Here is a 23379-nt window from a genome sequence, read left to right as displayed (position 1 = left end):
AAGGCCAATCCCTTCACGGATATGAATTCTGGCTGTTTTCACCGAGTTTTCATATTCCGCTCTGGGGATTGATGAAGCGATTTTCCGCCGCTTCCGGCCGCCAGGGCGGGTCCGGCGATGACCCTGGGGGCAGGGCGCCACACGGCCCCGATTGCCAGTGTTCCACATATGTTCTAACCTCAGGCGATGACCCAGTCGCCCCGATATCTCTCCCCAGACCGCCGTCCCGGACGGGGCGCCGCCAGCCGTGAGACGGGGCGGTTCGAGCGTCTGGCCTACGAGGATACGGACGACGGCTGGGACCGCGACGAGGAGCTGCCGCCGCTGCGCACCGAGGTCAGCGAGGAGCGTCCGCGCAGCCTCGTCGCCTACAATGCCTCCCCGGATATTCCCTTCGACCGCTCGATCAACCCCTATCGCGGCTGCGAGCACGGTTGCATCTACTGCTTCGCGCGGCCGTCGCATGCGTATCTCGGCCTGTCGCCGGGGCTCGACTTCGAGACCCGCCTCATTGCCCGCCCCGACGCGCCCGAGGTGCTGTCGCGCGAGCTCAGGGCGCGGCGCTACCAGCCGCAGACCATCGCCATCGGCACCAACACCGATCCCTACCAGCCCATCGAGCGCGACCGGGGCATCATGCGCGCCTGCCTCGAGGTGCTGCGCGATTTCAAGCACCCGGTCGCCATCGTCACCAAGGGCACGCTGATCGAGCGCGACATCGACATCCTGTCGGAGATGGCGTCGCAGGGGCTGGCGCGGGTGGGGATCTCGGTCACCACGCTTGACGCCGATCTCGCCCGCCGGATGGAACCCCGCGTGCCGCAGCCTAAGCGACGCCTCGCAACCATCCGGAAGCTGCACGAGGCCGGGATCGAGGCGCGGATCATGGTTTCGCCCGTGGTGCCCGCGCTCACCGATCACGAGATGGAGCGCATCCTCGAGGCGGGGGCCGAGGCCGGGGCGATTGCGGCAAGCTGGATCATGCTGCGACTGCCGCTCGAGGTCTCGCCGCTGTGGCAATCCTGGCTGGCCGAGCACTACCCCGACCGCGCCGCCCGCGTCATGGCGCGGCTGCGCGAGATGCATGGCGGGCAGGAATACAGCGCCAAGTGGCACCACCGGATGCGGGGCGAGGGCCACTACGCCGAGATCATCGCGCAACGCTTCCGCAAGGCAGCGCGGCGGCTTGGGCTCGACCGCAAACTGCCGCCGCTGCGCACGGACCTGTTCCAGCCGCCGGCGCGGGCGGGGGACCAGCTCAGCCTGTTCTGACGTCCCTCAGGCGCCGGGCTCGCGCAGACGGTCGAGCAGGCCCGGCAGCGCGGGGTCGGTGAAATCTGTAATCGTGGCACGGGCGCCGGCCTCGTGCAGGCGGTCAGGCACCACCCCCGAGCAGACGCCGATAGCAAAGGCGCCGGAACGCGCCGCCGCGCGCATCCCGCTCTGGCTGTCCTCGAAGGCGATGCAATCCTGCGGCCTCACATCAAGCTGGCGCATGGCCTCGAGATAAGGCTCGGGGTCGGGCTTGCCGCGGCTGCACTCGTCGCCGATCACGATCACCTCGAAACGCTCGCGCAGGCCGATGGCGCGCAGCATGTGCTCGGCGTTCTCGCGCGGGGCATTGGTGACGACGGCCACCGCCCAGCCCTCGGCCGAGCCGAGATCGAGCAGCTCCGGCGCGCCGGGCATCGGCGGCGTACCGGGCTGGAGGCGATCCCGGAAGCGGGCTTCCTTTTCGGTGGCCAGCGCAACGGCATCTTCGCCCGGGAACAGCCGCGGGAAGATCTCAGCATTGTGCGAGCCGTGAATCTGGCGCTCGTAGACCTCTTCGGAATAGGGCATGCCGCGCTCGGCGAAGAACTCGCCGAAGACCGCGATGTGCAGCGGGTCCGAGATCAGCAGGGTGCCGTCGAGATCGAAGAGAAGGGCCTTCAGTGCCATGCCGTCGCCAGTTCTTGCCGGGTTGCGTTACCGCTCCCAAAGTCACCACGGGGGCGCCCGCGTCAAGGGGCGGGTCCCGGACCGATGCGCACAGGGGCGGCCGGTCGCCGACAGCGACCGCCGGTCTTTCCCCGTTTTTCGACAAACCCTTCGCACCCCTGATGCATCTGCCTTGCGCCGTGCCCGGGGGCCGCGTATCCTGACCCCAACTTAAAATTCGGAAAGGCGCATGACATGGCGCCACGGCGTCCCAAGGGTGCGGGCGCTTTCCCGAAACCGGTCGAGAGCCCCGCGCCGCAACCGCCCGATCCAGATGCGCTCTACGCGGCCCTGGATCTGGGCACCAACAGTTGCCGCATGCTGATTGCCCAGCCAAGGGGCAGTCAGTTCCATGTGGTCGACTCGTTCTCCAAATCCGTCCAGCTCGGGCAGGGGCTCGAGCGGAGCGGGAGGCTTTCGCGTGCCTCCATGCAACGGACCATCAGCGCCCTGCGCGTGTGCCAGCAGAAGATCCGCCGGCACGAGGTCAAGAACATGCGGCTGGTCGCGACCGAGGCCTGCCGCCGGGCGCAGAACGCGCGCGAGTTCATCCGGCAGGTGCGGCGCGAGACAGGTCTGTCGCTCGAGATCATCCAGCCCGAGGAGGAGGCCCGGCTCGCGGTGATCTCCTGCGCGCCGCTGGTCTCGACCCGGACCGAACAGCTTCTGGTGGTCGACATCGGCGGCGGCTCGACCGAGCTGGTCTGGATCGACCTGTCCTCGGTGCCGCGCCGCGACCGGCCGGCGGCGATCATGCGGCTGCACGCGGGGTTCCACCCGCCGGAAAGCCCGTTTCCCGCCGCCAAGGTCGTCGACTGGATCTCGGTGCCGCTCGGGGTCGCGACGCTGCGCGACCAGTTCTCGGACGTCGAGGACGACGCCGCGCGCTACGCCCTCATGAGCTGGTATTTCGAAGAGAACCTCTCGGAATTTGCGCCCTACAAGGACGCCCAGTCGCGCGAGGGATTCCAGATCGTCGGCACCTCGGGGACGGTCACCACCGTCGCTGCCTCTCACCTCGGACTGCGCCGCTACGACCGTACCAAGGTCGACGGGCTGCGCATGACCTCGGACCAGATCGAGGCGGTGATCCGCCGTTATCTCGAGATGGGCCCCGCCGGGCGCCGCCGCGATCCGCGCATCGGGCAGGACCGGCAGGCGCTGATCATGTCAGGGTCCGCGATCCTGCAGGCGCTGCTGCGGCTCTGGCCCACCGACCGGCTCTCGGTTGCCGACCGCGGCTTGCGCGAGGGGCTGCTCTACGCGCAGATGTCCGCGGACGGGGTGCTCGAGGACGGGCCGCTCTGATCGGGCGCCGGAAAGGCGCGGGTCACTCCCGCGCCAGCGCCACCACCGGGTCGAGCTTTGCCGCCGACCGGGCGGGCAGATAGCCGAAGACGATGCCGATCACCGTCGCCGAGGCGAAGGCCGCCGCCACCGTCGCGGTCGAGTAGACCAGCCGCGTGTCCGGAGAGATCACGCTCATCACCCCGCCGAAGCCGAAGGCCGCCGCGACCCCGAGCGCGCCGCCCACGAGGCAGACGAGCACTGCCTCGATCAGGAACTGCGCGGTGATGTCGGACTGCCGCGCACCCACCGCCTTGCGGATGCCGATCTCGCGGGTGCGCTCGGTGACCGAGACCAGCATGATGTTCATCACCCCGATCCCGCCGACCACCAGCGAAATCAGCGCAATGGCCGAGATCAGCCAGGTCAGCGTCTGCGAGGTCGACTGGATGGTCTCGCGGATGGTGTCGGTGTTGGTGAGGAAGAAATCGACGGTGCCGTGGCGCCGGGTCAGGATCTCGGTGATCTCGGCTTCGGCCTCGCTCATGTCGTAGCCGTCGGTGACCTGCACCGAGATCGAATCCACAGTGGTGGCCCCGGTGATCCGGGTCATCGCGGTGGTGTAGGGAGTAAAGACCTTGATCGACTGCGGACCGAAACTGGCGCCCGACGAGGCGACCACGCCGATCACCTGAAGCGGGATGCGCCCGATCAGCACCCGCTGGCCGATGGGATCTGCGCCGTCGAAAAAGGTCTCCGCCGCGTCGCTGTCGAGCACCGCCACCTGCGCCCTTGCGGCAAGGTCGTCCTCGTTGAAGGTGGCGCCCCGGGTGACCGTGTAGGAGCCAAGCTGGAAGTAACCCGCCGACACGCCCTTGACCTGCGCCGAGGCCGTGGTGCCCGCGTGGATCACGTTGGCGCTGGTCGAGACCTCGGGCGAGACCGAGGCTGCGAAGGGCATGCCGTCGAGCGCATCGGCATCGGCGCCCACCAGCGTGTCGATGCGGTTGGCGCGGCGGTCGCGGAAGCTGGTGCCGGGGCGGATGTCGATCGTCGAGGTGCCGATAGAGGCGATGTTCTCGAGCACCTTCTGCTGGCTGCCGTTGCCCAGCGCCACCACCGAGACCACCGAGGTGATGCCGATGATGATGCCGAGCATGGTGAGGAAGGACCGCAGCTTGTGCGCGGCCATGGACTTCAGCGCCATCCGCGTCGCCTCGCGCAGCCGGTCGGCGAGGGCGCCGAGCCCCACGTGGCCTCCTTGGGGGGCGGCAATGCGGGGCCGGGCGGTGGTTTCGCGTGTGCGCGTGTCGGCGATGATCTCGCCATCGCGGATCTCGATCACCCGGTCTGCGGTCGCGGCGATGCTCGGGTCGTGGGTCACGATGATGACCGTGTGCCCCTCGGTATGCAGTTCGCGCAGAAGCGCCATCAGGTCTTCGCCGGACTGGCTGTCGAGCGCGCCGGTGGGCTCGTCCGCAAGGATGACCTCGCCACCGTTGATCAGCGCGCGCGCCACCGAGACCCGCTGCTGCTGTCCGCCCGAGAGCGCGCCGGGCCGGTTGCCAAGCCGCTCGCCGAGCCCCAGCCGCTCGAGCAGCGCCCGCGCCCGGTCACGCCGCGCCCGACGCGGAGCGCCGCGGTAGATCGCGGGGATCTCGACATTGCCCAGAGCGTCGAGCTCGGGCATCAGCTGGTAGCGCTGGAAGATAAAGCCGAAGTGGTCGCGACGCAGCTCGGCCAGCTCGTGGTCGGACATGGCCGAGACGTCGCGCCCGTCGAAGCGGTAGTCGCCGCGGGTGGGCCGGTCGAGGCAGCCCAGTACGTTCATCAGCGTCGACTTGCCGGAACCGGACTGGCCGATGATGGCGACCATCTCGCCCGTCTCGATCGAAAGGTCGATGCCGCGCAGCACGGTGATGGTCTGCTCGCCCGCAGTGAAGGAGCGGTCGAGCCCGCGAATGTCGATGAGTGCCATGGGGGGCCTCAGAACATGCCCGGGGGCGGGCCGCCGGGGCCGCGCGAGCTGCGGGTCTGCGCCGCGGATGCCGCGGTGGGCCGGGCACCGCCACCGATCACCCGGTCGCCTTCCGCAAGCCCGGTCAGCACCTCGTAGGAAGTGGCGTCCTTCAGGCCGATCTCGATCACCCGGCGCTCGGGCCGGTCGTCGTCGGCCAGGACGCTCACCACGTAGCGCCCCTCCGGGCCCGCCGAGGGCAGCGTCGCGAGGGGCAGGGTCAGCGTGTCCTCGGAGCGGCCAAGGATGATGGTGACGTTGGTCGACATGCCGATGCGCAGCAGCCGGTCGGAATTGTCGACGAGGAAGCGGGCGTTGTAGTAGATCGCGGTATCCGTGTCGATCTCGTCGCTGTCGCGGATCGACGACGGGGCGGGCTCGACCGAGGCCAGCTCGGCCTCGTAGACCCGGTCCGGCGCGCCCAGCAGCGAGAACCTCACCAGCTGCCCCGGCGCGACGTTGACCACGTCGGCCTCCGAGATCTCGGCCTTGATCTCCATCCGGTCGAGCTGCGCCAGCTTCACGATGGTCGGCGTCTCCGAGGAGTTGTTGACCGTGGTGCCCTCGTCGCTGACGACGGCCACGACGGTGCCGTCGATGGGCGCGGTGATCTGGGTGCGTTCCAGGTCGAGCTCGGCGGTCGCCACCTCGATCTCGGCCCGGGCGCGCTGCGCCTCGAGCGAGGCCGCGTTGGCGTGCGCCATGTCCAGTGTCGCCTCGGCGGATTCAAGATCCTCGGTGGTCACCAGCTCGCGGGTGATGAGCGTCTGCTGCCGCGAGAGCGCCTGTTCCGCCAGCCGGATCTCGGCGGCGTTCGAGGCGATCTCGGCGTCGAGCTGGGCGAGGTCGGCCTTGGCCTGTTGCACCGCGTTCTGCTGCTCGAGCGAGTCGATGCGCGCGATGAGCTCGCCCTTGGCCACATCGTCGCCGACGTCGACCAGCAGCTCCTCGACCAGCCCCGAGGTCCGGGCGCCGACCGAGACGAGGCTCTCGGCCTCGATGAGCCCGGTGGCGAGCACGGTGCTCTCGACCGTGCCACGTGTCACCGCGACGGTGCGGGGCGCGGCGAGCTCGGTCTCCTGCGTGTCCCTGAGCCACAGCCAGCCTGCGCCGGCGCATAGCAGGACGATGGAAATGGCAACGGTGGCCTTGCTCAACTTCATGGACTGCTCCGACTGGTACAGGAAGACAAAACGCAACGGGCCGAAGGTTCCGTCGGAAAAAGTTGGGGTCCGGCGATTTTCTTTCGCCGGGGTGTGGAGTTGGCACTTTCTCAGACACAGCGCGAAGCGTCAGGCGCGGCGCCAAAAGAAAAAGGGGGGACGTGATCCCCCCTTTCCCAAGCTCTGCGATCAGGCGCGGGCTGCGCTCAGAACGGGATCTCGTCGTCGAGATCGCGCGAGGGGGCGCGACCGCCGCCACCGCCGCCCGAGCCGCTGCCGTAATCGTCGCGACCGCCGGAGCCGCCGCCGAAGTCGTCACGGCCACCGCTGTAGCCACCGCCGCCGCTGCCACCACCGTAGCCGCCGCCCGAACCGCCACCGAAGTCACCGCCGCCGCCGCCACCCTGGCGGCCGTCGAGCAGGGTCAGCTCGCCACGGTAGGGGCGTAGCACGATCTCGGTCGAATAGCGGTCCTGGCCGGACTGGTCCTGCCACTTGCGGGTCTCGAGCTGGCCCTCGATGTAGACCTTGGAGCCCTTGCGCAGGTACTGCTCGGCGATGCGCGCCAGCGGTTCGGAGAAGATCGCGACCGAGTGCCACTCGGTGCGCTCGCGGCGCTCGCCGGTGTTGCGGTCTTTCCAGTTCTCCGAGGTCGCGATCCTCAGGTTGCAGACCTTGCCGCCGTTCTGGAAGGTGCGCACCTCGGGGTCGGCCCCGAGATTGCCCACCAAGATCACCTTATTCACGGATCCGGCCATGTCATCCTCACTCGTTTGTTTCTGATCCTTCGCGGATCCTGTTCCGATTCTCCGCCCCCGAGGGGGTTTCGACGAGCCTTACACAGCGACGGCGCGGGTGGCCACAGCCCGATGCCCCGAACCGGTTCCAAGCCGCCCGACAGCCGGAAACGCCGTGCGGCCGCGACTGTCACCTGTGCGTGGTTAACAACACGTAAGCGCGCACCTGCCGCATGTCCGGCACAAGGCTGGCGGTTTCTCGCGGGTCGGGTATAGTCCCGGCCAAGGATAAAGGGACAGGACAAGGCATCTCATGCGAGGACTGCAAACCATCGCGTTGCAGGCACTGGTCTGCGCTGCGCTCTCGACGTCTGCCGTGCAGGCCGAGACGCTTTCCACCAAGAACCGCGTCATGTTGTTCCGGCAGCAGACGACGGTGCTCGACACCCGCGCCTCCGAGCAATACCGCAGCTCGGTCCGGCTGCAGCCGCCGTCCGTGGTGACACCCACCAAGTGGGGCCCGATGGGCGGCGACGAGAGCACGACCCCGGTCTACCGCGGGCGCTACAACGGCCCCTACGCCGATATGGCCCGGATCGCGGCACGGCGGCACGGCGTGCCCGAGGACCTGTTCCTGCGCCTCGTGAAGCAGGAATCGAACTTCAACCCCGCCGCCAAGTCGCACAAGGGCGCCATCGGGCTCGCGCAGCTGATGCCCTTCACCGCCAAGCGGCTGGGCGTCGACCCGCATGACCCGGCCCAGAACCTCGAGGGCGGGGCGCGGTATCTCAAGGCGCAATACGTCAAGTTCGGCTCGTGGCGGCTGGCGCTGGCGGCCTACAACGCCGGTCCCGGCGCGGTTGAGAAGCATGGCGGCGTGCCGCCTTACCGTGAAACCCGCAACTACGTGAAGACGATCTGGGGCAGCTGATCCGGCGCCCCAGTGACCAAGGCTTTTCGTCAGGAATTGACCTGCATCAAGGTCGGCGTTAGGAGGTCATGCCATCTCCGGGCCCAATTGGGAGACGCCGCATGAAACTCGCCATCCTGCTCACGCTGTCCGTCACCGCCACCGCCGTGGCCGGTCTTGGCGTGAGCGTGTCCCGCTCAGCGGCCTCGGAACCCGTTCGGCTCGAGGATCTGGGCGAGGCGCTGTTCTTCGACGTGAACCTTTCGAAGAACCGCACCCAGAGCTGCGCAAGTTGCCACGACCCCGACCATGGCTTTGCCGATCCGCGCGGCGCCGCGTCGCCCGGCGATGACGGGCAGTCCATCGGGGACCGCAACGCGCCGACCGCGGCCTACGCCGCCTTTGCGCCGGCCTTCGCCCAGGCCGAGGACGGGGCCTGGGTCGGCGGGCTGTTCCACGACGGGCGCGCCGCCACGCTCGAGGAGCAGGCGGGCGGGCCGCCGCTGAACCCGCTCGAGATGGGGATGGCCGACAAGGCCGCCGTGGTCGCGCGCCTGCGCGAGAACGCCTATTATACCGAAACCTTCCCGGCGCTCTTCGAGGCGGGCGTGCTCGACGATCCCGACGCCGCCTACGATGCCATGACCAGCGCCATCGCCGCCTTCGAGCGCAGCGACGAGTTCGCGCCCTTCACCTCGAAATACGACCGCTACCTGCGCGGCGAGGTCGAGCTCACCAAGCAGGAAGAGCTCGGGCGGCTGCTGTTCTTCTCGCAGCAGTTCACCAACTGCAACGTCTGCCACAAGCTCCGCCAGAACGCGATGGACCGGGAAGAGACCTTCTCGAACTACCGCTACTACAACCTCGGCGTCCCGGCGAACACGGACCTGCGGGCCTCGAATGGAGTGACCAAGCTCGACGACGGGCTGCACGCCAACCCGGGCGTGGCGGGAGCGATGGACACCATGGGCCGCTACCGGACGCCGACCCTGCGCAACGTCGCGGTGACGGGCCCCTACATGCACAACGGCGTGTTCGAGGATCTGCGCACGGTGATCCTGTTCTACAACACCTACAACACCCGGAACGAAAAGCGGAAGATCAACCCCGAGACCGGCGCGCCCTTCGGCCCGCCCGAGGTCGCCGAGAACATCGCGATGACCGAACTCACCGAGGGGCCCGCGCTCGACGACCAGCGCATCGACGCGCTTGTGGCCTTCCTGAAGACGCTGACCGACCAGCGCTACGAGGACCTGCTGACCGAGTCCGCGCAGTAAGCGCTCAGCCCTGCGAGATGCCGAGCCTGTAAAGGTGGATCTCCCACGACGGGTGGATGTCCGCACCGGTGACGCCCGGGCGGACGTGACGGTAGAGCGAGCGCCAGTAGGGCTGGATGATAACCGCGTCGCGCTGGAGCGTCTTCTCGATCTCGGCCATCACCTTGCTGCGCGCGGTGTCGTCGGCGATGCCGAGCGCCTCGGTCACCAGTTCGTCGAAATCGGCGTTGGCGTAGCCGGACTCGTTCCACGGCTCGCCGGTGCGATAGGCCAGCGCGATGACCTGGATGCCGAGCGGGCGGTGGTTCCACTCGGTCACCGAGAGCGGGTAGGTCTTCCACTCGGCCCAGAACCGCGAGCCCGGCAGGACCGTGCGATTCACCTTGAACCCCGCGTCGCGGAGCATGGCAGCGGCGGCATCGCCGGTGCGCATGGTGAGACCGTCGTCGAGCGTCACCAGCTCGTGCTCGAACCCCTCCATCCCGGCCTCGGCCATCAGCGCCAGCGCGGCCTCGGGGTCGTAGGGGGTGGGGCCCACGTCAGCGTAGTCGGGATGCACCGGTGCCACGTGGTGGTTCTGCGCCACGGTACCAAGGCCGGAATGGCCGAGCTCCAGGCAGATCTCGTTGTCGACCGACATCTGCAGCGCCTTGCGCACGCGCAGGTCCGAGTAGGGCGCCTTGCCCTCGACCAGCGCCGCCTGGTTGGCGCGCAGCACGACGGTCGAGCCGGTGACCACCTCGGATTTCTGCCAGCCGAGCGCGTCGGCGGCGTCGATGAAATCGCCGATGTTCTCGTAGAGCATGTCGACCTCGTCGGCCTTGGCCGCGGCGAGCCAGCTTGCCGGGTCGGTGCCGTAGTCGAGGAAGGTGATGCGCTCGATGGTGGCGCCGCCAAAGCCCTCGGCGCTGGCGCCCCACCAGTCGTGATCGGCGTTGCGCACCAGCACCGCGCTTTCGTTGGGCACGAGGCTCTCGGGCAGGTAGGGGCCGGTGCCCACCGGGTTCTCGAGCATGGTAAGCGGGTCGTGGCTCTTGTGGACCACGGCGGCGGGATAGTCGGAGAGCCCGACCATCAGTGCGACGTCGGGCTTCGGCAGGGCGAGCCGCACGGTCAGGTCGTCGACGACGGTGACGGCGCCCTCGCGGAGATGGCCGGTCTCGCGGTCGACCATCGAGCCCAGCCGCCCGGCCATGGAGTTGCCCTCGACGTCGCGGTTGCACCAGTAGCGGAACATCCGCGCCACGTCCTCGGCGGTGAAGGCGTCGCCGTTGTTCCAGCGCACGCCGGGGCGGACGTGCAGCACGTATTCGGTGGCGTCGTCGCTGACCTCCCAGCTTTCCAGCAGCATGCCGCGCACGGTGCCGTCGCGGTTGTACTCGACGAGATACTCGAGCCAGCCGCGGTAGAAATTGGCGATCTCTGACCAGTCGGCGGTGCGCGGGTCCTTGATCGGGCGGACCTCCATCTGGATGCGCAGGCTGCTGGAACCGGCGAGGCCGGGCTCTTCCTCGGCCCGCGCGGGCGTGCCGAGCCCGCCGAGCGCGTAGGCGGCGGTTGCGCTGAGTCCAAGCGCCGTGGCGCGTGTCAGGAATTCACGACGGTCGAGCCGCCCGGCCTTCAGGTCGCGTGCGCAGGCGCGTGCCCCCGGATGGACCCGTTCAGCTTCTCCCCTCTGCGTCATACCCCGTCCTTCATGGTCGCGGGCCGACGGTCGCGCCGGCACCGGTCTTCTCCCTCGGCGGCCATGAAACCCTGAAGCCCCTCTCGCGGCAAGAGGCTTCCGCCCGCCTCGCCTAACGGTGAAGGGTGCCGCGCGTCTGGGGCGCCCGTGCGCCGGGCTTGCCGCCGTTGCGGATCTCGGTCGGAGAGAGCCCGGTGTGGCTGCGGATGAAGCGGGTGAAATAGGGCGCGCTGTTGAAACCAAGCGCCTCGGCGATGCGGTTGACCGCCGGTTCGGGCAGGGCGAGCAGGCGCTGCGCCTCGTGCAGCTTGCGCTCGGCCAGCATCGCCACCGCGGTCATGCCGCAGCAGGCGCGGGCGGTGCGGGTGAGGTGGGTCGCGGTCACCCCGAGCGCGGCGGCGTAGTCCGAAACGCCGCGGTCGCTGCGGAACCCGGCCGAGAGCGCGCCCGCGTAGAGCCGCATCAGCCGGTGCGCGGCACTGTCGGGCAGGGCATCGCGGGCACCCGCCGCGCATTGCCGTTGCAGCCAGACCGCCGCTAGGCTCGACTGCGCCCCAAGCGCCTCGTCCATCAGCAGCCGGTCCTGTCCCTGTTCGCGCTGCATGGCGTCGAGCATGCCCGTCAGCTCGCCCTGCGCCGCGCCTTCCCGCACCCGCAGGTGCAGCGGATCCATGGGCCAGAGCCCGGTGCGGCCGGCGGGACAATGCAGAACCGTGCCAAGGCTCTGCGCGCCGGGCTCGAAGGCGAAGAGCGTGCCCGCCGGGAGGAACAGCGCGTTGTGCGGCCCGAGCCCGCGGCGGATGCCGTCGACGATCACGCGGCCCTGTCCGCGGGTCAGCCAGATCAGCGTGTGATCGCCCCGGTCGTGCAGCAGACGGTAGCGCCAGCCGGATATGCTCCCCAGAGAGGCCACGCGCACGGGCGCGGCACTGTCCGGGGCGGCACTCACGCGCCGCTCTCTTCCGGGGTCAGCGCGGGCCAGTCGCGCATCCGCGCCCGGAACCACGTACGCTGGCGCTTGGCGAATTGCCGGGTGAGCACCGTGGCCCGGTCGATGGCCTCGTCGAGGGTCATCTCGCCGCGCAGGTGGCCGATCAGCTCGGCGGCGCCGATGGCCTTGGCCGAGGGCAGGGCGGGCGTCCACGTGGCGAGGTTGGCGCGGGCCTCGTCGAGCGCGCCCTCGCGGACCATCTTGCGGAACCGCGTTTCGATTCGCGGGCTGAGCCAGTCCTTGGGGGCATCGAAGACGATGGGTTGTGCCTGCGAAAGAGGCAGAAGCGGCGGGGGCGTCTCATCCTGCCACGCCGCGATTCCTCGCCCGGTAGAGCGCAGAACTTCCCACGCCCGCGCCACGCGCATTGGATTCGCCGTGTCGATCCGCACCCGGGTGTCGCTGTCGAGTTCCTCGACCATCGCGGCGCGCTCGCCCGCGTCGAGCCGCGCCATCGCCTCGTCGCGAACCGCCGGTGGCGTCGGCGGAATTTCGGCCAGCCCCTCGGTCAGGGCGCTGAAATAAAGCCCGGTTCCGCCCACCACGATCAGCCGCCCGGGCCCGCGCATAAGTTGCGCGACATCCCTCAGCCACTCGCCCACACTGTATGCCTGCGTGCCCGGGACGTGACCGTAGAGCGCGTGCGGCGCGAGCGCCTCCTCGGCCTCGGAGGGTCGCGCGGTGAGCACCCGCCAGTCCGAGAACACCTGGATCGCGTCGGCGTTCACGATGACGCCGCCATCGCGCGCTGCGATCTCGAGCGCCAGCGCCGACTTGCCGCTGGCGGTGGGGCCGGCGATCAGCACCGGGCGCTCCGGATCGGGCGCCAGCCGGGTCAGAATATCGGACAGGGCGTCCTCCTTCGAAGGTCTTCGCTCGCGGCAATGCAGCATTGCAGAGGGGCCGGTTTTCGGCCACATATGGCGCCGATCCTAGACCCCCTCAGTGACGGAGCGCAACATGACCGAGACCCCGCAGACCACCTTCAATCGCGTCTTGCTGAAAATCTCGGGAGAGGCGCTCATGGGGGACCAGGGCTACGGCCTGCACCCGCCGACCGTCGAGCGCATCGCCCGGGAAGTGAAGACCGTGCACGACATGGGCGTCGAGATCTGCATGGTGATCGGCGGCGGCAACATCTTCCGCGGCCTCGCCGGTTCCGCGCAGGGCATGGAACGGACCACCGCCGACTACATGGGCATGCTGGCGACCGTCATGAACGCGCTGGCGATGCAATCGGCGCTGGAAGAGATCGGCGTCTACACCCGGGTGATCACCGCGATCCGCATGGACGAGGTGGCCGAGCCCTACATCCGGCGCCGCGCCGTGCGCCACCTCGAGAAGAAGCGCGTCTGCATCTTCGCCGCGGGCACCGGCAACCCTTATTTCACCACCGACACCGCCTCGGCGCTGCGCGCCAACGAGATGGCCTGCGAGGCGCTCTTCATGGGCAAGAACGGCACCGACGGCGTCTATGACAGCGACCCGCGCACCAACCCCGACGCCAAGCGCTACGACAAGGTGAGCTACGACGAGGTGCTGCAGAAGAACCTCAAGGTCATGGACGCCTCGGCCATCGCGCTGGCGCGCGACAACAACCTGCCGATCATCGTCTTCCCGCTGGACGAGCCGGGCGGGTTCCGCGGCATCCTTGCGGGGCAGGGCACCTACACCCGCGTCGGCTGAGCCGCACGCCGCCCTGGAAGCAGACACCACGCCGACAAAAAGACACCGCCCGCAGGTTCCGGCCTGCGGGCGGTGCTGTTTTGCGAAGGAGGTGCCGGCGTCAGTAGTAGAACAGCCCGTCCATGAAGTCGCTCGACGACAGGTCGTCCAGCTGCGTGTCCTCGAGGATCAGCTCCAGCGTTGCGCCGGCGCCCTCGAAAGCGTCGTAGACCTGCCGGGTGATGACCACGTCGTCGCCAACCTGCACGGCCTGCGACAGCGCATCGCCTTGATAGACGGTATACTCGTCGCCGTAGAACTGGATGTCGTCCACTCCGGCCTCGAAGTCGGTGATGACGGAGGTGCTGTCGGCGTAGACGATCTCGAAGAGGAAGCTGTCCGCGCCGCTGCCGCCAGACAGCGTGTCGCCGCCCCCTGCGCGCAGCACGTCGTCGCCGCTGTAGCCGCTCATGTAATCCGCGCCGCCGCGGCCATCGAGCACATCGTCGCCGCTGTTGCCGTAGATGCTGTCGTCGCCGTCACCGCCGCTTATGGTGTCGTCGCCGGTGCCGCCGTTCAGCAGGTTGTTGCCGGAGAAGGCGTTGATGAAGTCGTCGTCGCTGCCGCCGTAGACCGTATCGTCGCCCGAGTTGGTGATGATCTCGTCGTTGCCCGAGCCGCCGACGATCATGTCGTCGCCCGCGCCGCCCACCAGCGTGTCGTTGCCGGTGTAGCCGCTGATGTAATCGTCTCCGTCGCCGCCCTCGACGCTGTCGTGGCCGGAGTTGCCGTAGAGGCTGTCGTTGCCCTCGTCGCCCTCGATGGAGTCGTTGCCGGTCCCGCCGCTGATGAGGTCGTTGCCCTCGTCGCCCTCGAGACTGTCGGCGCCGCCACCGCCGTAGATGGTGTCATCGCCGCTGTCGCCCTCGATGCTGTCCATCCCGGTGTAGCCGCTGAGGTAATCGTCACCGTCGCCGCCGTCGAGCGTGTCATTGCCTGAGTTGCCGTAGAGCGAGTCGTTGCCGCCCTCGCCGTCGAGGTCGTCGTTGCCGAGCCCGCCCGAGTAGTATTCCGGCGCATCGGTGCCCTCCCAGACGTCGTCGCCGTCCCCGCCGAGCGCCATCGCGAGCAGCGAGGCGCTGCGCTCGTTGTCGTCACTGGTCACGGCGACGGCGGCCAGCGCCGCGGTCTGCTCGGTCTGCGAAGCGGTCTCGCCGAACTGCTCCGAAAAGTTCAATTCAAGGTTGAGGGCTTCAGGCTTAGCGCTGTCCATGTCTCGGGGCTCCGATATGCGAAAGGCGAACGAATTCAGGGGTGGTATTAGGAGAATGGGTAGCGGTGCCATCGGCAGCTGTCAAACTGCGCTGCAGCATGACGGCACCGCCAAGCGGGTTCCGGCCCGAGGGGGGCGGCAACGCGTCGGAAGGGACGATGATTGCGCCGTCACGGGCCGTTTCACGGCAAGACAGCTATACATCCGGGCGCGCCTGTCCTAGAAAGCGGACCGAACGACAAACACCTGAGCGGGCAAGACCAACCATGTCAGAAGATTTCGAACTCGACACCGATGACCTAAAGCGCCGCATGGATGGCGCCATGTCGAACCTGCGCACCGAATTCGCCTCGCTTCGAACCGGGCGTGCCTCGGGCTCGATGCTGGAGCCGGTGCAGGTCGAAGCCTATGGCCAGATGACCCCGATCAACCAGGTGGGCACCGTTAACGTGCCCGAGCCGCGCATGGTCACCATCAACGTGTGGGACAAGGGCCTCGTGGGCAAGGTCGAGAAGGCGATCCGCGAGTCGGGTCTGGGTATCAACCCCCAGCTGAACGGCACCATCATCATGCTGCCGATCCCCGAGCTCAACGAAGAGCGCCGCCGCGAGCTGACCAAGGTCGCCGGCCACTACGCCGAGCACGCCCGCGTCGCGATCCGCAACGTGCGCCGCGACGGCATGGACCAGGTCAAGAAGGCCAAGGCCGACGGCATGGCCGAGGACGATCAGAAGTTCTGGGAATCCGAAGTGCAGGACATCACCGACCTCTACATCAAGAAGGTGGACGAGGCGCTCGAGCACAAGCAAGAAGAGATCATGCAGGTCTGATCGGCGTGCGGGTGCCAGGGACCAAGGGAGTGGACCGCGTCATGCCCAAACCCATCCGCGAGGGGAACGGACCTCGGCACGTCGCCATCATCATGGATGGCAACGGTCGCTGGGCCCAGCGGCGTGGGCGCCCGAGACTGTTCGGCCACCATGCCGGGGCGAAGCGCGTTCGCGAGATCGTCGAGGCCTGCCCGGACCTCGGCGTGCGCTACGTCACGATCTTCGCCTTCTCTACCGAGAACTGGAGACGCACCCAGTCCGAGGTGGCGGGGCTGATGAGCCTGTTCCGTCGCTACATCACCAAGGAGGCCCGCGCGCTGTTCGAAGAGAACGTGCGCGTGCGCTTCATCGGCGACCGGGTGCGGCTCGACAAGAAACTGGTGTCGCTGATGGACGAGCTCGAGTTCATGACCTCGGGCTGCACCGGCGTGAACCTCACCATCGCCATCAACTACGGCGGCCGTGACGAGGTGGCCCGCGCCACGCGGCGGCTGGCGCAGGACGTGGCGGCGGGCAAGCTCGACCCGGATGCGGTCAACGAAGAGACGCTTCCCAAGTACCTCGACACCTGCGTGCTGCCCGACCCGGATCTGGTGATCCGCACCTCGGGCGAGGCGCGCATCTCGAACTTCCTGCTCTGGCAGTCGGCCTACGCGGAATACGAGTTCATCGACACGCTCTGGCCGGATTTCTGCGCCGAGGAGTTCGGCCGACTGGTCACCGCCTATGGCAACCGCGAACGGCGCTACGGGGGCGTGAAAGCATGAACTCCTCGCGTTGGACGGACCTGCGGCCACGGGTGATCTCGGCGGCGGTCCTCATTGCACTCAGCCTGATCGCGGTCTGGGTCGGAGGCATCGCGTGGCGGGCCTTCATCTCGCTCGCCTGCGGCATCATGGTGTGGGAGCTGGTGCGCATGGTCGACACCGCCCGCGACAAGTCGGCGCCGGTGCTGGGCGTGCTGGCCGGGGGCTGCGCGCTCGCCGCCGCCTACCTGCCACCCGCCTTCGCGCTGCCGCTGCTGCTGCTGCCCTCGATGGCGGGCTTCGGCCGGATGGAGCGCGGCGGGGTGACCTATGCGGTCTTCACCGCTCTGATCCTGCTCGCGGGCTATGGTTTCATGAAGCTGCGCGCCGATCTCGGGCTGGTCTGGATGCTCTGGCTGGTCTGCGTCGTCGTGATCACCGACGTCGGCGGCTATTTCGCCGGTCGCGCGTTCGGCGGGCCGAAACTCTGGCCGCGCGTCTCGCCCAAGAAGACCTGGTCCGGCGCCATTGCCGGCTGGGTCGGTGCCGCGCTGGTGGGTCTGCTCTTCGCGGGCACCACCCACGCCGGGATCGGACTCATGGGTATTTCGGTTGCCATCTCAATGGCAAGCCAGATCGGCGATATGGCCGAGAGCACGGTCAAGCGCCGGGCAGGGGTCAAGGACAGCTCGGCCCTCATCCCCGGCCATGGCGGCCTGCTCGACCGCTTCGACGGAATGCTGGGTGCGGCGCTGTTCCTGCTGCTCGCCGGGCAAGTCGTGGACTTTCCCCCGGGGTTTTGATGCGACGTATCTCCATTTTCGGCGCGACCGGGTCCATTGGCCAGAACACCATTGACCTGATCGCCCGCAATTCCGCCGCCTATCATGTGGTGGCGCTCACCGGTGGCCGCAATGTCGCGCAGCTGGCCAAGGACGCGCGCCAGCTCCGGGCCGAGATCGCCGTCACCGCCGACGAGGCGCTGCTGCCTGACCTGCGCGAGCGCCTTTCGGGCACCGGCATCGAGGCCGCTGCCGGTGCCGAGGCGCTGGTCGAGGCGGCGCGACGTCCTGCCGACTGGGTGATGTCGGCCATCGTTGGCGCCGCGGGGCTGCCTCCGGGGCTGGCCGCACTCGAGACCGGCGCCACGCTGGCGCTTGCCAACAAGGAAAGCATGGTCTGCGCCGGGCCGCTGGTCATGGGAACCGCCAAGGCCCATGGCAGCGCCGTGCTGCCCGTCGACAGCGAGCATTCCGCCGTCTTCCAGGCGCTCATTGGCGAAGATCTCGACGCCGTCGAGCGCGTGATCATCACCGCCAGCGGCGGCGCCTTCCGCGACTGGCCGCTCGAGAAGCTGGCCGAGGCGACGCCCGAGCAGGCCGCGACCCATCCCAACTGGGACATGGGGCAGCGGATCACCATCGACTCGGCCTCGATGTTCAACAAGGCGCTCGAAGTCATAGAGACCAAAGAGTTTTTCGACATCGACCCCGATCTGATCGAGGTCGTGGTGCACCCGGAATCGATGATCCATGCGCTGGTGGGGTTCCGCGACGGCGCGCTGATGGCCCATGTCGGGCCCCCGGACATGCGCCACGCCATCGGCTTCGCGCTGCATCACCCGCAGCGGCAGGAACTGCCGGTCGAGCGGCTCGACCTCGTCAAGCTGGGCCAGTTCACCTTCCGCGCCGCCTGCGAGACGCGCTGGCCGGCGCTGCGGCTGGCGCGCGAGGTGATGCGCACCGGCGGGCTCTCGGGGGCGGTGTTCAACGCCGCCAAGGAGCGCGCGCTCGACGCCTTTATCGAAAAACGCATTGGATTCACCCGCATGGCCGCCGTCGTCGAGGAGACACTAAACCGTGTTTCCGGCGAGGGGAGCCTCATTCATGCCGGGATCACTCTTGATAACGTCCGCCAAGCGGACCATTTCGCCCGTGTTACCGCGGACGAAATAATGAAACAGCAGTAAGAGGCACCGGTTTTGGACATTGCGCAATTGATCCCCGAATTCGGAGGCCTGATCTACACTCTGATCGCCTTCGTCGTCGCGCTTTCGGTGGTCGTGGCCATCCATGAATATGGTCACTACATCGTCGGCCGCTGGTCGGGAATCGACGCGGACGTGTTCTCGCTGGGCTTCGGGCCGGTGATCTGGTCGCGCGACGACAAGCGCGGCACCAAGTGGCAGATTGCGGCGCTGCCCTTCGGCGGCTACGTCAAGTTCAAGGGCGATGCCAACGCCAGCGGCGGCGCCGACGAGGCCGCGATGGCGCAGCTCTCGGACGAGGAGAAACGCCGCACCATGAACGGCGCGCCGCTCTGGGCGCGGGCCGCCACGGTCGCCGCCGGGCCGGTGTTTAACTTCGTGCTCACCATCGTCGTCTTCACCGGCATCTTCATGGTGCAGGGCCGGGTGGCCGAGCCCTTCACCGTGGGCGAGCTGCGCGCGCTGCCGGTGGCGCAGGACCTGCGCGAGGGCGACGAGATCCTCGAGATCGGCGGCGCGCCGCTGCCCGACTTCGGCGATTCCGAGGCTTTCGGCACCTTCATGGACACGCTGCCGCACGAGGCTATCCTGCCCTACATCGTGAACCGTGACGGGCAGGAGATCGAAGTAGACGGCCCCTATGTCTATCCGCCCATCGCCACCCAGATCGTGCCGCGGTCCGCTGCCAACGAGGCCGGGATCGAGCCCGGCGACATCGTCATGTCGATCAACGGCGAGCAGGCCTTTGCCTTCGATCAGCTCAAGGAAAAGGTCGAGGGCTCCGGGGGCGCGCCGCTCGACCTGACGGTCTGGCGCAACGGCGAGACGCTCGAGCTCGAGCTCACGCCCAAGCGCACGGACGAGCCGCTGCCCGAGGGCGGCTACCACACGGTCTACCGCATCGGCATCGTCGGCGGGCTGGCCTTCGAGCCCGCGACCAGCATGGTGGGCCCCGTCGAGGCCTTCACCGGCGGCGTCGAGCGCACATGGAGCATCATCACCGGCTCGCTCTCCGGGCTCTGGAACATGGTGATCGGCAACATCTCGTCGTGCAACCTGTCGGGCCCCATCGGCATCGCGCAGACCTCGGGCGCGATGGCAAGCCAAGGCGGGCAGAGCTTCATCACCTTCATCGCCGTGCTCTCGACCGCTGTGGGCCTTCTGAACCTGTTCCCGGTGCCGGTGCTCGACGGCGGGCACCTGGTGTTCCACGCCTGGGAAGCGGTCAGCGGCAAGCCTCCGTCGGACCGCGCGCTCAACGTGCTGATGTCGATCGGGCTGATCCTGATCCTGTCGCTGATGACCTTCGCGCTGACCAACGATCTCTTTTGCCCCTGACGGGACGCGCAGGAAACCTTCGGCGCGCCACCACGCACTGGCGCGCCGGATCGCCCCAATTGGGCCATATTGGGATGGTAGAACGACGCCCGAACCATTCCCGCTGCGCGCGTCGCGGCCCAATGCGCAAAGAACCGGCGTCCGACAAATGCACACCCTTCAATCCGGCTGTCGCGGCCTCGGCCTTCTTGTCACGATCAACTGGGATCGCCTGCTTTCGGTCGGCATGATCGTGGGTGCGTTGTATTTCGGCGCCTTCCTCGGATCGCTGTAGTCACAGCCGGTTTCGGCTTTTGACAAGCCTGCCCAATCCCTTTACTCACGTAAAAAAAATACGGCGGAGTGGATTGGCAGCATGACCAACGGGCAAACGGGAGCGCGCCTCCCGCGCCTTGCGCGCATTTTCAGGGGCACGGCATCTCTCGCGGCAATTTCCGTCGCGTTTTCAATGGCTTTCACGGCGCTTCCCGAGCAGGCCGTGGCGCAGACCTTCTCTTTCAACAACGTGTCGATCGAGGGCAACCAGCGGATCGAGCCCGGCACCATCCTGAGCTACGCCGGAATCGCGCGCGGCGCACCGGTGTCGGCCGCAGAGCTCAACGATGCCTACCAGCGCATCGTCGCCTCGGGCCTCTTCGAGACGGTCGAGATCCTGCCGCAGGGCAACACGCTGGTGATCCGCGTCGTCGAGTATCCGACGGTCAACCGCATCGCCTTCGAGGGCAACCGCCGCATCAAGGACGAGGACCTCGCCGCGATCGTGCGCTCGCAGCCGCGCCGGGTCTACAGCCCGTCTATGGCCGAGCAGGACGCCCAGTCCATCGCCGACGCCTACACCCAGCAGGGCCGGATCTCGGCCCGCGTGACCCCGAAGCTCATCCGTCGCTCCGAGAACCGCGTCGATCTCGTCTACGAGATCTTCGAAGGCGGCGTGACCGAGATCGAGCGCATCGGTTTCGTCGGCAACCAGGCCTATTCGGACGGGCGCCTGCGCCGCGTGCTCGAGACCAAGCAGGCCGGCCTGCTGCGCGCGATCATCCGCAGCGATACCTACATCGAGGATCGCATCGCCTTCGACCGCCAGCTCCTGCAGGATTTCTACGCCTCGCGCGGCTACGTCGACTTCCGCATCACCGGGGTCAACTCCGAGCTCGCGCAGGAGCGTGACGCCTACTTCGTGACCTTCAACATCGAGGAAGGTCAGCAGTTCAACTTCGGCAACATCTCGGTCGAATCCGATCTGGCCGAGGTCAACGTGCCGCTGTTCCGCGACGCGCTCACGGTGAAGCCCGGCAAGGTCTATTCGCCCTCCGTGGTCGAGAACCAGATCGCCCGCCTCGAGCGGCTCGCGGTCGAGGAGGGGCTGCAGTTCGTGCGCATCGAGCCCCGCGTCACCCGCAACGAGCGCAACCTGACGCTCGACGTGAGCTTCCAGCTCACCCGCGGCCCGCGCATCTTCGTCGAGCGCATCGACATCGAAGGCAACACCACCACGCTCGACCGCGTGATCCGGCGCCAGTTCGACACCGCCGAGGGTGACCCGTTCAACCCGCGCGCCATCCGCCAGTCCGCCGAACGCATCCGCGCGCTCGGCTACTTCTCGGACGCGCAGGTCGACGCTCGCGAAGGCAGCACGCCGCAGCAGGTCATCGTCGACGTGAACGTCACCGAGCAGCCCACCGGCTCCATCGGCTTCGGCGGGTCGTACTCGACCACCAGCGGCATCGGCGCGTCGATCTCGTTCGGCGAGACCAACTTCCTTGGCCGTGGCCAGGCGCTGTCGCTGGGCGTCAACACCGCGTCCTCGTCGTCGTCCTACAACTTCAACTTCGTCGAGCCGTACTTCCTTGGCCGCGATCTCGCCTTCGGCCTTGGTGCCAGCTACCGCGAGACCGACAACGAATACGCCGAGTTCGACACCCGCCGCGGCCAGTTCCGCCCGAGCTTCTCGTTCCCGATCTCGGAAAACGGCCGTCTGAGCCTGCGTTACACGCTGGGCTACTCGGACATCCGCAACACCGAAGACGGTGACGCCGGCCAGGTCATCCGCGCGGAAGAGGAAGACGGTGCGCGCTTTGACAGCAGCCTCGGCTACACCTTCAGCTACGACACCCGCCGCACCGGCCTGAACCCCAACGCGGGCGTCCTGCTCGAGTTCGGCCAGGATCTCGGCGGCGTCGGCGGCGACACCACGTTCATCAAGACCAACGTCCGCGCCATCGCGCAGACCCGTGTCTGGAATGAGGAAATCACGCTGCGGGCCTCGTTCGAGGGCGGCGCGCTGAACTACTCCAGCGGCTCCAGCCGGGTGACCGACCGCTACCTGCTCAGCGACTCCACGCTGCGTGGCTTCGAGTACGGTGGCATCGGTCCGCGCGAATACAGCGCGGCCGACGATGTCGACGACTCTCTCGGCGGCGACTACTACGCCGTGGCCCGGTTCGAGGCGGAATTCCCGCTTGGCCTGCCGGAGGAATACGGCATCTCGGGCGGCCTGTTCTACGACATGGGCTCGGTCTGGGGGCTCGAGGACAGCACCGTCAACTCGACCACCAACGACGTGCTCTATCAGGACTTCTCGCTCCGCCATGTCGTCGGTTTCTCGATCCTGTGGGACAGCGCGCTCGGTCCGCTTCGCCTCGATTTCTCGAAGGCGCTGAAGAAAGAGAAGCGCGACAAGGAGCAGAACTTCAGCTTCACCATCTCGACCGACTTCTGAGATGAGTCGGGCGCTGCGGCAATCCGCTCTGGCGCTCGCCCTGGCCCTTGCCGGGGCGCCACTTGCCGCGCAGGAGGCGACGCGCCCGGGCGTGGTGCAGAGCGTGATCCTGACGGTCGAGTTCGACCGGCTCTTCGGAGAAAGCGCCTACGGGCGCCGTGTCACCGCGGCGCTCGAGGAAGAGGGTGCTGCGATCTCTGCCGAGAACCGCCGCATCGAGGCGGCGCTCACCGATGAGGAACGCGCCCTCACCGAGAAGCGCGGCACCGTGCCGCCGACCGAATTCCGCGAGCTGGCGGATGCCTTCGACCAGAAGGTGCAGGAGCTGCGCCGCGAGCAGGACTCCAAGGCGCGCGCGCTCGGCAACGTTTCCGATGAGCGGCGGCGCCAGTTCATGGCCGCCGCGCAGCCCGTCCTTGCGGATCTCATGAAGGAGGCAGGTGCTGCGGTGATCATCGACGAGCGCTCGGTGTTCCTGGCGGCGGACGTGATCGACATCACCGACACCGCCATCTCGCGCATCGACGAGGCGATCGGCGACGGCAGCGCCGAGGCACCGCAGGGCCAGCTCGGTACCCAGACTGACGTGCAGCCCGAGGCGCAGCCGGACATCATGCCCGAGGCGCAGCCGGACATCATGCCTGACACTCACCCCCAGACCCGGCCGGACAGTCAGCCCCAGCAGAGCGCCCCCGCGCAGGAGTAGGGCCGCGCTTGCCCCCCGGGGCTGCTGTTGCTACAGCGTTTCTTGAAAGACCTGAACGGTCCCTGCATC

At 68.0% G+C, this 23379-nt stretch carries 21 protein-coding genes; 13 read left to right on the top strand and 8 right to left on the bottom strand.

All coding sequences use genetic code 11. From position 1 onward, the window contains the following. Positions 1–186 precede the first annotated feature (186 nt). Complete coding sequence (locus tag BLQ77_RS14440) at positions 187–1272, top strand: PA0069 family radical SAM protein (RefSeq protein WP_089960395.1); 1086 nt, start codon at positions 187–189, stop codon at positions 1270–1272. 6 nt (positions 1273–1278) lie between these two features. Here BLQ77_RS14440 and BLQ77_RS14435 read toward each other — a convergent pair whose 3' ends face one another. Next, entirely contained in the window at positions 1279–1941 is a 663-nt protein-coding gene (locus BLQ77_RS14435; RefSeq protein WP_089960394.1) for an HAD family hydrolase, read from the bottom strand. Positions 1942–2175: 234 nt separating this feature from the next. Here BLQ77_RS14435 and BLQ77_RS14430 point away from each other — a divergent pair, with 234 nt between their 5' ends. After that, positions 2176–3288: a Ppx/GppA phosphatase family protein gene (locus BLQ77_RS14430; RefSeq protein ID WP_008883768.1), complete on the top strand. Its 1113-nt coding sequence runs from the start codon at positions 2176–2178 to the stop codon at positions 3286–3288. Positions 3289–3310: 22 nt separating this feature from the next. Here the strand turns inward: BLQ77_RS14430 and BLQ77_RS14425 are convergent, their stop codons facing one another. The 3 genes from BLQ77_RS14425 to ssb all read right to left on the bottom strand — a co-directional run bounded on the left by BLQ77_RS14425 (position 3311) and on the right by ssb (position 7205). Next, positions 3311–5245, bottom strand: coding sequence for a MacB family efflux pump subunit (locus tag BLQ77_RS14425; RefSeq protein WP_089960392.1), 1935 nt, complete (start codon positions 5243–5245; stop codon positions 3311–3313). Between the two features lie 8 nt (positions 5246–5253). Beyond that, positions 5254–6447 (bottom strand): efflux RND transporter periplasmic adaptor subunit, encoded by a 1194-nt coding sequence (locus BLQ77_RS14420; RefSeq protein ID WP_131822019.1) that lies wholly within the window; start codon positions 6445–6447, stop codon positions 5254–5256. Positions 6448–6653: 206 nt separating this feature from the next. Then, complete coding sequence (gene ssb, locus BLQ77_RS14415) at positions 6654–7205, bottom strand: single-stranded DNA-binding protein (RefSeq protein ID WP_089960387.1); 552 nt, start codon at positions 7203–7205, stop codon at positions 6654–6656. A gap of 292 nt (positions 7206–7497) precedes the next feature. Here ssb and BLQ77_RS14410 point away from each other — a divergent pair, with 292 nt between their 5' ends. Together BLQ77_RS14410 and BLQ77_RS14405 are read left to right on the top strand one after the other, a co-directional pair. Next, entirely contained in the window at positions 7498–8115 is a 618-nt protein-coding gene (locus BLQ77_RS14410; protein ID WP_089960385.1) for a lytic transglycosylase domain-containing protein, read from the top strand. 101 nt (positions 8116–8216) lie between these two features. Beyond that, on the top strand, positions 8217–9371 hold the full coding sequence (locus tag BLQ77_RS14405) for a cytochrome-c peroxidase (RefSeq protein ID WP_089960382.1): 1155 nt from the start codon (positions 8217–8219) through the stop codon (positions 9369–9371). 4 nt (positions 9372–9375) lie between these two features. On the opposite strand, the gene BLQ77_RS14400 is transcribed toward BLQ77_RS14405, so the two are convergent. From BLQ77_RS14400 to miaA, 3 genes are all read right to left on the bottom strand, one after another. Continuing rightward, the gene (locus BLQ77_RS14400; protein WP_089960380.1) at positions 9376–11055 is read right to left on the bottom strand and encodes an ABC transporter substrate-binding protein; all 1680 of its coding nucleotides are present in this window, start codon (positions 11053–11055) and stop codon (positions 9376–9378) included. A gap of 112 nt (positions 11056–11167) precedes the next feature. Beyond that, positions 11168–12004, bottom strand: a complete 837-nt coding sequence (locus BLQ77_RS14395; protein ID WP_242661731.1) for a helix-turn-helix domain-containing protein — start codon at positions 12002–12004, stop codon at positions 11168–11170. Next, on the bottom strand, positions 12001–12966 hold the full coding sequence (miaA, locus tag BLQ77_RS14390; RefSeq protein ID WP_242661730.1) for a tRNA (adenosine(37)-N6)-dimethylallyltransferase MiaA: 966 nt from the start codon (positions 12964–12966) through the stop codon (positions 12001–12003). The genes BLQ77_RS14395 and miaA overlap by 4 nt, the downstream gene beginning before the upstream one ends. 40 nt (positions 12967–13006) lie before the next feature. Between miaA and pyrH the strand changes: the two genes are divergently transcribed. Then, on the top strand, positions 13007–13732 hold the full coding sequence (gene pyrH / locus BLQ77_RS14385; RefSeq protein ID WP_008885478.1) for a UMP kinase: 726 nt from the start codon (positions 13007–13009) through the stop codon (positions 13730–13732). 100 nt (positions 13733–13832) lie between these two features. On the opposite strand, the gene BLQ77_RS14380 is transcribed toward pyrH, so the two are convergent. Beyond that, complete coding sequence (locus BLQ77_RS14380; RefSeq protein WP_165617114.1) at positions 13833–14984, bottom strand: calcium-binding protein; 1152 nt, start codon at positions 14982–14984, stop codon at positions 13833–13835. A gap of 266 nt (positions 14985–15250) precedes the next feature. Between BLQ77_RS14380 and frr the strand changes: the two genes are divergently transcribed. The 8 genes from frr to BLQ77_RS14345 all read left to right on the top strand — a co-directional run bounded on the left by frr (position 15251) and on the right by BLQ77_RS14345 (position 23310). Further along, positions 15251–15814 carry a ribosome recycling factor gene (gene frr / locus BLQ77_RS14375; RefSeq protein WP_008883822.1) on the top strand — a complete coding sequence of 188 codons (564 nt, stop codon included), beginning with the start codon at positions 15251–15253 and terminating at the stop codon, positions 15812–15814. Between the two features lie 41 nt (positions 15815–15855). Beyond that, entirely contained in the window at positions 15856–16581 is a 726-nt protein-coding gene (gene uppS / locus BLQ77_RS14370) for an undecaprenyl pyrophosphate synthase (protein ID WP_089960834.1), read from the top strand. Continuing rightward, the gene (locus tag BLQ77_RS14365; RefSeq protein WP_008885395.1) at positions 16578–17363 is read left to right on the top strand and encodes a phosphatidate cytidylyltransferase; all 786 of its coding nucleotides are present in this window, start codon (positions 16578–16580) and stop codon (positions 17361–17363) included. The genes uppS and BLQ77_RS14365 overlap by 4 nt, the downstream gene beginning before the upstream one ends. Next, the gene (gene dxr / locus BLQ77_RS14360; protein WP_089960375.1) at positions 17363–18529 is read left to right on the top strand and encodes a 1-deoxy-D-xylulose-5-phosphate reductoisomerase; all 1167 of its coding nucleotides are present in this window, start codon (positions 17363–17365) and stop codon (positions 18527–18529) included. Before BLQ77_RS14365 ends, dxr begins: the two co-directional genes overlap by 1 nt. 12 nt (positions 18530–18541) lie before the next feature. Beyond that, the gene (rseP, locus tag BLQ77_RS14355) at positions 18542–19885 is read left to right on the top strand and encodes an RIP metalloprotease RseP (protein ID WP_008886307.1); all 1344 of its coding nucleotides are present in this window, start codon (positions 18542–18544) and stop codon (positions 19883–19885) included. A gap of 148 nt (positions 19886–20033) precedes the next feature. Further along, the gene (locus BLQ77_RS29665) at positions 20034–20159 is read left to right on the top strand and encodes a hypothetical protein (protein WP_278184700.1); all 126 of its coding nucleotides are present in this window, start codon (positions 20034–20036) and stop codon (positions 20157–20159) included. 81 nt (positions 20160–20240) lie between these two features. Next, entirely contained in the window at positions 20241–22604 is a 2364-nt protein-coding gene (bamA, locus tag BLQ77_RS14350) for an outer membrane protein assembly factor BamA (protein ID WP_089960371.1), read from the top strand. 1 nt (position 22605) lies between these two features. Continuing rightward, positions 22606–23310, top strand: a complete 705-nt coding sequence (locus BLQ77_RS14345) for an OmpH/Skp family outer membrane protein (protein WP_089960368.1) — start codon at positions 22606–22608, stop codon at positions 23308–23310. The last annotated feature ends 69 nt before the right edge of the window (positions 23311–23379 follow it).

The organism is Salipiger thiooxidans, from assembly GCF_900102075.1.
Classification (GTDB): Bacteria; Pseudomonadota; Alphaproteobacteria; order Rhodobacterales; family Rhodobacteraceae; genus Salipiger; species Salipiger thiooxidans.
The sequence above is the reverse complement of the archived record's forward strand: the minus strand, read 5'-3'. Positions and strand labels throughout refer to the sequence as shown.

Bases quoted from the DNA above. Each gene is read 5' to 3' on its own strand.
- BLQ77_RS14440 (WP_089960395.1), top strand. From the start codon at position 187: ATGACCCAGTCGCCCCGATATCTCTCCCCAGACCGCCGTCCCGGACGG.
- BLQ77_RS14435 (WP_089960394.1), bottom strand. From the start codon at position 1,941: ATGGCACTGAAGGCCCTTCTCTTCGATCTCGACGGCACCCTGCTGATC.
- BLQ77_RS14430 (WP_008883768.1), top strand. From the start codon at position 2,176: ATGGCGCCACGGCGTCCCAAGGGTGCGGGCGCTTTCCCGAAACCGGTC.
- BLQ77_RS14425 (WP_089960392.1), bottom strand. From the start codon at position 5,245: ATGGCACTCATCGACATTCGCGGGCTCGACCGCTCCTTCACTGCGGGC.
- BLQ77_RS14420 (WP_131822019.1), bottom strand. From the start codon at position 6,447: ATGAAGTTGAGCAAGGCCACCGTTGCCATTTCCATCGTCCTGCTATGC.
- ssb (WP_089960387.1), bottom strand. From the start codon at position 7,205: ATGGCCGGATCCGTGAATAAGGTGATCTTGGTGGGCAATCTCGGGGCC.
- BLQ77_RS14410 (WP_089960385.1), top strand. From the start codon at position 7,498: ATGCGAGGACTGCAAACCATCGCGTTGCAGGCACTGGTCTGCGCTGCG.
- BLQ77_RS14405 (WP_089960382.1), top strand. From the start codon at position 8,217: ATGAAACTCGCCATCCTGCTCACGCTGTCCGTCACCGCCACCGCCGTG.
- BLQ77_RS14400 (WP_089960380.1), bottom strand. From the start codon at position 11,055: ATGACGCAGAGGGGAGAAGCTGAACGGGTCCATCCGGGGGCACGCGCC.
- miaA (WP_242661730.1), bottom strand. From the start codon at position 12,966: ATGTGGCCGAAAACCGGCCCCTCTGCAATGCTGCATTGCCGCGAGCGA.
- pyrH (WP_008885478.1), top strand. From the start codon at position 13,007: ATGACCGAGACCCCGCAGACCACCTTCAATCGCGTCTTGCTGAAAATC.
- BLQ77_RS14380 (WP_165617114.1), bottom strand. From the start codon at position 14,984: ATGGACAGCGCTAAGCCTGAAGCCCTCAACCTTGAATTGAACTTTTCG.
- frr (WP_008883822.1), top strand. From the start codon at position 15,251: ATGTCAGAAGATTTCGAACTCGACACCGATGACCTAAAGCGCCGCATG.
- uppS (WP_089960834.1), top strand. From the start codon at position 15,856: ATGCCCAAACCCATCCGCGAGGGGAACGGACCTCGGCACGTCGCCATC.
- BLQ77_RS14365 (WP_008885395.1), top strand. From the start codon at position 16,578: ATGAACTCCTCGCGTTGGACGGACCTGCGGCCACGGGTGATCTCGGCG.
- dxr (WP_089960375.1), top strand. From the start codon at position 17,363: ATGCGACGTATCTCCATTTTCGGCGCGACCGGGTCCATTGGCCAGAAC.
- BLQ77_RS29665 (WP_278184700.1), top strand. From the start codon at position 20,034: ATGCACACCCTTCAATCCGGCTGTCGCGGCCTCGGCCTTCTTGTCACG.
- bamA (WP_089960371.1), top strand. From the start codon at position 20,241: ATGACCAACGGGCAAACGGGAGCGCGCCTCCCGCGCCTTGCGCGCATT.
- BLQ77_RS14345 (WP_089960368.1), top strand. From the start codon at position 22,606: ATGAGTCGGGCGCTGCGGCAATCCGCTCTGGCGCTCGCCCTGGCCCTT.